The following is a 7,892-nucleotide window of genomic DNA, read 5'->3' on the forward strand; positions in this document are numbered from 1 at the left end:
GGATCGGGCGGCTGCGAGGCCTCAGGCCGCGGCGGGGAGCTCGTCGAGGCCCTCGGAGACGAGCTTGGCGAGGCGGTCGAGCGCGTCGTCGGCGTTCTCGGCGTCGGAGGCGAGGATGACCTCGTCGCCGCCCTGGGCGCCCAGGCCGAGGAGGCCGAGCATGGAGGCGGCGTTCACCGGGTTGCCGCCCGGCTTGGCGATGGTGATCGGCACGCCGGTGGCCGTGACGGCCCGGACGAAGACGGAGGCGGGACGGGCGTGCAGGCCCTCGGCCCAACCGATGGTGACGCGGCGCTCAGCCATGAGACGTGCCTTTCCGGTGAAGCTGGTCACGGCCGTGCTCGGGGGAGCGGGGGAAGCGGCCATGTTGTCTAGACCAGTGTTGCACGCAGCCGGCCCCTGGAAACCGCCGCGTTCAGGACTTGTGATTGTTTCTTTTCGGGGCATAAACCCCGGTCGACGGCCCTGTACACCCTGCCGTGGGCACGCGCCCGGCGCCATTCGGCTCGCCGCCGGATAATGTGACGAATGTGGAAGACCCCGCGGTGGTGAACCCCGAGCAACCCGACTATCCGCAGCACTGGGAAGCGGACATCCTGCTGCGTGACGGAGGCACGGCCCGGATCCGGCCGATCACGCCGGCCGACGCCGGACGGCTCGTGGAGTTCTACGAGCAGGTGTCGGACCAGTCCAAGTACTTCCGGTTCTTCGCCCCCTACCCGCGGCTCTCCGACAAGGACGTCCGCCGCTTCACCCACCACGACTTCGTGAACCGGGTGGGCCTCGCGGTGGTGGTCCGGGACCACTTCATCGCCACCGTCCGGTACGACCGGATCGACGCCGAGGGCCGCCCCTCCGAGACCGGCACCGATGCCGAGGTGGCCTTCCTGGTGCAGGACGCCCACCAGGGCCGCGGCGTGGCCTCCGCCCTGCTGGAGCACATCGCGGCGGTCGCGCAGGAGCGCGGCATCCGCCGCTTCCAGGCCGAGGTGCTGCCGGAGAACCGGAAGATGGTGAAGGTCTTCACCGACGCCGGCTACACCCAGCACCGCAGCTTCGCCGACGGCGTGGTGCACCTGGAGTTCGACCTCGAACAGACCGACCGCTCGCTCGCCGTGATGCGTGCCCGCGAGCACCGCGCCGAGGCGCGCTCGGTGCAGCGGCTGCTCACCCCGCGCTCGGTGGCGGTGATCGGGGTCTCCCGCACCCCGCAGACCGTCGGCCGGGCCATCCTGCGCGACCTGCTGGGGGGCGCCCCGGCCGACCGGCCGGTGTACGCGGTGAACCGCAACGCCGAGCCCGGCACCGAGCTGGACGGCGTCCCGGTCCACCGTTCGATTCTGGACATTCCCGGACCGGTGGACCTCGCGGTGATCGCCGTCCCCGAGAGCGCCGTCCCGGTCGCCGTCGCCGAGTGCGGTGCCCACGGCGTGCAGGGCTTGGTGGTGGTCACCGCCGGCTACGCGGAGACCGGTCCGGAGGGCCGGGACCGGCAGCGCGCGCTGGTCCGCCAGGCCCGTGCGGCCGGCATGCGGGTGATCGGCCCGAACGCCTTCGGCCTGATCAACACCGACCCGCAGAGCCCGCTGAACGCGTCGCTCGCCCCACGCCTTCCCGGCCGTGGCGGCTTCGGGATCTTCTGCCAGTCCGGCGCGATCGGCGTGGCCCTGCTGGAGGCCGCCCACAAGCGCCGCCTCGGCGTCTCCTCCTTCGCCTCGGTCGGCAACCGCTCCGACGTCTCCGGCAACGACTTCCTCCAGTACTGGGCCGAGGACGAGGCCACCCAGGTGGTGCTGCTGTACCTGGAGTCCTTCGGCAACCCGCGCAAGTTCACCCGGATCGCCCGCCGGCTGGCCGCCGTCAAGCCGGTCGTGGTGGTCAAGGGTGCCCGGCACACCGGCAGCCTGCCGCCCGGCCACGCCGTCCCGGCCACCGCCACCGGCCTGCACGACGCCACGGTGGACGCGCTGTTCGAACAGGCGGGCGTCACCCGGGTGGCGACCATCACCGAGCTGTACGACACCGGCGAGCTGCTGGCCCAGCAGCCGCTGCCGCCGGGGGACCGGGTCGCCGTGGTCGGCAACTCCGACTCGCTCGGCCTGCTCACCTACGACGCCCTGCTGAGCGCGGGCCTGCGCCCGTGCGCGCCCGTCGACCTCACCACCGCCGCGACCGGCGAGAACTTCCGGATCGCCCTGGACGTCGCGCTCGCCGACCCGGCCGTGGACGCGGTGATCGCCGTCGCGATCCCGCCGATCGGCACCTCCGCGCACGCCTTCATGGGCGGCCGGCTGACCGGCGAGGACGACCCCGCGATGGGCACGGACGACCCGGAGATCGCCGCCGCCCTGCTCGACGCCGGCCGCCGGGCCCGGGAGCTGGGCAAGCCGCTGCTGCTCACCCATCTGGCGCTGACCGACCTGCCGGCCAGGCTGCGCCCCGGCGGCATCCCCGCGTACGCGGCGCCCGAGCGGGCCGTGCACGCCCTCACCCACGCCGTGCACTACGCGCAGTGGCGCCGCCGTACGGCCGCGGCGGAGGAGACGGCGCGCGTCCCCGAGCTGGACCGGATCGACGAGCCCGGCGCCCGCCGGCTGGTGGAGGCGGCGCTGAGCACCCGGGCCGCGGTTGCGGCGCGCACCCAACCCGGCGGCGCCCGGCTCGTCCTGCCCGAGGCCGAGGCCCTGGAGCTGCTGGCTCGTTACGGGATCGACGTCTCGCCGGTGCGGCCGGCCCCGGACGAGGAGTCCGCCGTACGAGCCGCCGGGACGCTCGGCTACCCGGTGGCCCTCAAGGCGACGGCCCCGCACCTGCGCCACCGCCCCGACCTGGGCAGCGTCCGGCTGGACCTGACCGACGAGGCGGGCCTGCGCCGCGCCCACCGCGAGCTGGACGCGCTGCTCGGCGGCGCCGCGCAGGCCGAGCTGGTGGTCCAGCGGATGGCGCCGCGCGGCGTGGACACCGTGATCGCCGCCACAGTGGACCCGGCGGTCGGCGCGATCCTCTCCTTCGGCCTGGCCGGCGCCCCGGCCGAACTGCTGGGCGACACGGCGCACCGGCTGGTGCCGGCCACCGACCAGGATGTCGCCGGGCTGATCCGGGAGGTCCGGGCGGCGCCGCTGCTGTTCGGCTGGCGCGGCGCCGAGGCGGTGGACACCGGCGCCCTGGAGGAGCTGCTGCTGCGGGTGTCACAGCTGGTGGACGACGTACCGGAGATCGCCTCGGTGGATCTCGAACCGGTGGTCGTGGCCCCGCACGGGCTGGCGATCCTGGGGGCACGGGTACGGGTCGCGCCCCTGCCGGTCCGCAGCGATCTGGGCCCGCGCGCGATGAGCACGCTGTAACCTTCCTTGGTTGCGCCCTGCCCGGGCGCTGTTGTCCGAAGCTCGGCGCCGTGCCGCCCGCTTCGTCGGCGGACCATGCCAGGATGGAGATATGGCGAAGACCGGTACCACCACTCAGGACCTGCGCTCGGCGATCGAGCGCAGCGGCTACTACCCGGCCCTGGTGTCCGAGGCGGTCGAGTCCGCGGTGGGCCCGGAGCCGATCAGCTCCTACCTGGTGCACCAGGAGACGACCTTCGACGCCAACGAGGTGCGCCGGCACGTGACGGTGCTGGTGCTCACCCCGACCCGGTTCGTGGTGAGCCATACGGACGAGCAGTCCGGGGCCGAGGGCAGCCCGGCGGTGCCGTTCGCGACGACGTCGACGGAGAGCGTCCGGCTGGACCGGATCGGTTCGGTCGTGGTGAGCCGGATGGTGGCGAACCCGGAGACGTACACCCCGGGTACCCTGCCGCGTGAGGTGGTGCTGACGATCGGCTGGGGTGCGGTGCAGCGCCTGGACCTGGAGCCGGCCGGCTGCTCGGACCCGAACTGCGAGGCGGACCACGGTTACACCGGCTCGGCCACGGCTGACGACCTCTCACTGCGGGTGAGCGAGGCCGGCGACGGCCCGGAGACGGTGGCCCAGGCGCTGGTGTTCGCCCGGGCGCTGTCCGACGCGACGATCAGCAACGGCCCGCGGGTCTGAGCTCCGCCGTTCCCGACCGACCGTACCGCTACGAATCCGGTTCCATGTCCTTCGTTCCTGCCGACGGCTACGACGCCTTCGAGATCCTTGACCCGACCACGGCCCCCGCGCCCCCGTACGGCAGCGGCTCGCTGTGCGACCTGCTGCCCTCGGTGGCGGCGGGCCTGGGCGTCCCCGGGTTCACCGCGACCCTCCCGATCGCCCCGGCGGACCGGGTGGTGGTGTTCCTGGTGGACGGCCTGGGCTGGGAGCTGCTGCTGCGCCACCCCGAGTACGCGCCGTTCCTGTCCTCGCTCGTCGGGAGCTCGCTGGGCGGCAGCGGCCGTCCGCTGACCGCGGGCTTCCCGTCCACCACGGCGACCTCGCTGGCCTCGGTCGGCACCGGCACGCCGCCGGGCCTGCACGGCCTGGCCGGGTACACGGTGGCGGTGCCGGGCACCGGCTACCTGATGAACCAGCTGCGCTGGCAGCCGCCGACCGAGCCGCACGCCTGGCAGCCGTACCCGACGGTCTTCGAGCGCACCCACCAGGCCGGGGTGGCGACCGCCCAGGTCTCGTCCCCGCTGTTCGCCCAGACCCCGCTGACCAGGGTGGCCCTGTCCGGCGGCACCTTCCTCGGCCGCACCACGGGCGAGGAGCGGATGGACCTGGCGGCCTCCTGGCTGGCGGAGCACGACCGGGCGCTGGTGTACACCTACGTCAGCGAGCTGGACGGTGCGGGTCACCGCTTCGGGGTGGACTCGGACGAGTGGCGGATGACGCTGGACGCGGTGGACCGGCTGGCCCGCCGGCTGGCCGGGCAGCTGCCGCCGCGCTCGGCGATGTACGTGACGGCCGACCACGGCATGATCGACATCGCGCCGGAGGACCGGATCGACTTCGACGAGGACTGGGAGCTGGGCGCCGGTGTCGCCCTGCTCGGCGGCGAGGGCCGGGCCCGGCACGTGTACGCGGTGCCGGGGGCCGCGGCCGACGTGCACGCGGTCTGGAGCGAGGTGCTGGGCGACCGGATGTGGGTGGCCACCCGGGACCAGGCGATCGCGGCAGGCTGGTTCGGCCCGGCCGTGGACGAGCGGGTGTACGCCCGGATCGGCGACGTGGTCGCCGCGGCGCGCGACGACATCGCGATCGTCGCTTCCCGCAACGAGCCCGGCGAGTCCGCGATGATCGGTCTGCACGGTTCGATGACCCCGGTCGAGCAGTTCGTGCCGCTGCTCGAAGTCCGCGGCTGAGCTGTGTACTTGACTTATCTGTGCCCGAACTTCCCTGATTTGAAAGGCCTTTGCTCCACCCATGGCTGAACTGGTGTTCTTCTCGGGCACGATGGACTGCGGCAAGTCGACGCTGGCGCTGCAGATGGACCACAACCACACCGCGCGCGGCCGGCAGGGCCTGATCCTCACCCGCAACGACCGGGCAGGCGCGGCGACGATCTCCAGCCGGCTGGGCCTGCGCGCCGACGCGGTCGAGGTGACGGACGACTTCGACTTCCACGCGCACGTGGTGCAGCGGCTCTCGGCCGGCGGCCGGGTGGACTACCTGATCTGCGACGAGGCGCAGTTCTTCGCCGCCGAGCAGGTCGACCAGCTGGCCCGGGTGGTGGACGAACTGGACATCGACGTCTACACCTTCGGCATCACCACCGACTTCCGCACCCGGCTGTTCCCGGGCTCGCAGCGGCTGATCGAGCTGGCCGACCGCGTGGAGGTGCTCCAGGTCGAGGCGCTGTGCTGGTGCGGTGCGCGGGCCACCCACAACGCCCGGACGGTCGGCGGGGTGATGGTGGTCGAGGGCGCCCAGGTGGTGGTCGGCGACATCTCGGTGGACCAGGACGAGGTGGGCTACGAGGTGCTGTGCCGCCGCCACCACCGCCGGCGGCTGACCTCCGCGACGGCGCGCGTCTCGGTGCTCTCCCCGGACGTGCTGCCCTTCGAGGAGCAGCAGGCCTGAGGGCCGGGGCGGTCTAGGGGAGCACCTCCAGTACGGAGAAGTGCCCGCCCTGCGGGTCGGTCAGCCGGACGGCGCGGCCGCGGATGGTGTCGTGCGGTTCGACCAGGACCCGGCCACCGAGCTCGACGGCGTGACGGGCGGTCAGCGCGGCGTCGCCGACCGCGAAGTGGGTGCGCCAGCGCGTCGGGTGGCCGCGCAGCTCGGCGTGGTGCCGGATGCCAGCGACCGGCCGCCCGTGCACCAGCAGCGCGGTCTCGCCCGGGGCGGAGCGGACCGGGCGGTCGAGCACGGTGGAGTAGAAGGCCGCGGCGCCCTCCGCGTCGGGGGTGAGCAGTTCGGCCCAGGCCGGGGCGCCCGGTTCGCGGCCGGCCTCCCGGCCGAGGTGCTCCTCGCCCTGCCAGAGGCCGAAGACCGCGCCGGAGACGTCGGCGGCGATGGCCATCCGCCCGGCGTGCTCGGCCTGGAGCGGTCCGACGGCGACGGTTCCGCCGCACTCGCGGACGAGTTGGGCGGTGCGGTCGGCGTCGTCCACGGCGAAGTAGGTGGTCCACTGCACCGGGAAGCCGGTGGCGGTGGAGACGCCGAGGCCGGCGACCGGCGCCCCGTCGAGCTCGGCCCGGACGTAGTCGCCGAGCTGGCCGGGCCCGGGCGTGTACGTCCAGCCGAGCAGTGCGCCGTAGAAGGCGCGGGCGCCGGGCAGGTCGTCGGTCAGCAGGCTGACCCAGCAGGGCGTGCCCTGGGCCAGTCGGAGTTCCACCGCGGGCAATGCGGGCCTCCTCGTGGGTGGTTGGCGCACGGAAATCCTCGCGCGCGAGGGTGATGCTTCCACCCTGGCGGGCGCCCAACCCTCGGGCCGCGCGGAAAGTCCGGCAAAGACCCCACCAAAGAGCGGTGGGTCGGGCGTGTCCTGCGGATTCCGGCGGTTCCCCCGGACCGGGCCACGGGAGGATCCGGATGGCCCGCCGCCGGGGCCGGGCTGCGCGACAATGGCCGCCATGACCACCACCTACAACGACGGTTCCCCGCTGATCTCCGCGGCCGAGCTGCGCGAGGCGCTCGCCTCCGCGCTGCCGCCGGTGCTGTTGGACGTGCGCTACCAGCTGGTCGGTGCCGCGCCGGGCGGCCCGACCGCGGCCGAGGAGTACCGGGCCGGTCACCTGCCCGGCGCCCACTTCGTCGATCTGGACCGGGACCTGGCCGCCCCGCCCGGCGCCCCCGGCCGGGGCGGGCGCCACCCGCTGCCCGACCCGGAGGAGTTCGGCGCGGCGATGCGCCGCTTCGGGGTGGGCGCGCAGCGCCCGGTCGTGGTGTACGACGGCGCGGCTTCGATGGCGGCGGCCCGGGCCTGGTGGCTGCTGCGCTGGGCCGGTCACCGGGACGTCCGGGTGCTGGACGGCGGTTTCGCGGCCTGGCAGGCGGCCGGGCTGCCGGTGACGGCCGAGCTGCCGGAGCCCGGGGAGGGCGACTTCAGGCCGGTGCCGGGGCAGCTGCCGACGGTGGACGGGGACGGTGCCGCAGCCTGGGCGCGCAGCGGACTGCTGCTGGATGCCCGGTCCGGGGAGCGCTACCGGGGCGAGACCGAGCCGGTGGACCCGCGGGCCGGGCACATCCCGGGCGCGGTCTCGGCGCCGACGGCCGGGAACGTGGGCCCGGACGGCCGGTTCCTGCCGGCCGTCGAGCTGGCCGCCCGGTTCCGGGCGCTGGGTGCGGGGGAGCGGGAGACCGCGGTGTACTGCGGTTCGGGCGTGACGGCGGCGCACCAGATCCTGGCGCTGGAGGTGGCGGGCCTGCCGGCCACGCTGTACCCGGGCTCGTGGAGCGAGTGGTCGAGTGACGGTTCGCGCCCGGTGGCGGTCACCGAGCAGCCGGGCTGATCCTTCGGGTACGCCGCAGGGGCGGGAGGCCCGGCC

Annotated in this window: 7 protein-coding genes; 5 read left to right on the forward strand and 2 right to left on the reverse strand. The window is 74.3% G+C overall.

Going from position 1 to position 7,892, the window contains the following annotated elements:
* Nucleotides 1–21 precede the first annotated feature (21 nt).
* Complete coding sequence (locus tag ACFU7Y_RS35225; RefSeq protein ID WP_049653316.1) at nucleotides 22–303, reverse strand: HPr family phosphocarrier protein; 282 nt, start codon at nucleotides 301–303, stop codon at nucleotides 22–24.
* A 227-nt stretch (nucleotides 304–530) separates the two neighbouring features.
* Here ACFU7Y_RS35225 and ACFU7Y_RS35230 point away from each other — a divergent pair, with 227 nt between their 5' ends.
* The 4 genes from ACFU7Y_RS35230 to ACFU7Y_RS35245 all read left to right on the forward strand — a co-directional run bounded on the left by ACFU7Y_RS35230 (nucleotide 531) and on the right by ACFU7Y_RS35245 (nucleotide 5,982).
* Nucleotides 531–3,344: a GNAT family N-acetyltransferase gene (locus ACFU7Y_RS35230; RefSeq protein ID WP_224280236.1), complete on the forward strand. Its 2,814-nt coding sequence runs from the start codon at nucleotides 531–533 to the stop codon at nucleotides 3,342–3,344.
* A gap of 91 nt (nucleotides 3,345–3,435) precedes the next feature.
* Nucleotides 3,436–4,032, forward strand: a complete 597-nt coding sequence (locus ACFU7Y_RS35235; protein ID WP_224280238.1) for a DUF5998 family protein — start codon at nucleotides 3,436–3,438, stop codon at nucleotides 4,030–4,032.
* Nucleotides 4,033–4,076: 44 nt separating this feature from the next.
* On the forward strand, nucleotides 4,077–5,264 hold the full coding sequence (locus ACFU7Y_RS35240) for an alkaline phosphatase family protein (RefSeq protein ID WP_224280242.1): 1,188 nt from the start codon (nucleotides 4,077–4,079) through the stop codon (nucleotides 5,262–5,264).
* A 61-nt stretch (nucleotides 5,265–5,325) separates the two neighbouring features.
* Entirely contained in the window at nucleotides 5,326–5,982 is a 657-nt protein-coding gene (locus tag ACFU7Y_RS35245) for a thymidine kinase (RefSeq protein ID WP_380770805.1), read from the forward strand.
* A gap of 13 nt (nucleotides 5,983–5,995) precedes the next feature.
* Here the strand turns inward: ACFU7Y_RS35245 and ACFU7Y_RS35250 are convergent, their stop codons facing one another.
* Nucleotides 5,996–6,739, reverse strand: a complete 744-nt coding sequence (locus ACFU7Y_RS35250; RefSeq protein WP_380770806.1) for a VOC family protein — start codon at nucleotides 6,737–6,739, stop codon at nucleotides 5,996–5,998.
* 238 nt (nucleotides 6,740–6,977) lie between these two features.
* On the opposite strand from ACFU7Y_RS35250, the gene ACFU7Y_RS35255 reads away from it, so the two are divergent.
* Nucleotides 6,978–7,856, forward strand: coding sequence for a sulfurtransferase (locus ACFU7Y_RS35255; protein WP_224280248.1), 879 nt, complete (start codon nucleotides 6,978–6,980; stop codon nucleotides 7,854–7,856).
* The last annotated feature ends 36 nt before the right edge of the window (nucleotides 7,857–7,892 follow it).

Source organism: Kitasatospora sp. NPDC057542 (genome assembly GCF_042801945.1).
Lineage (GTDB): Bacteria > Actinomycetota > Actinomycetes > Streptomycetales > Streptomycetaceae > Kitasatospora.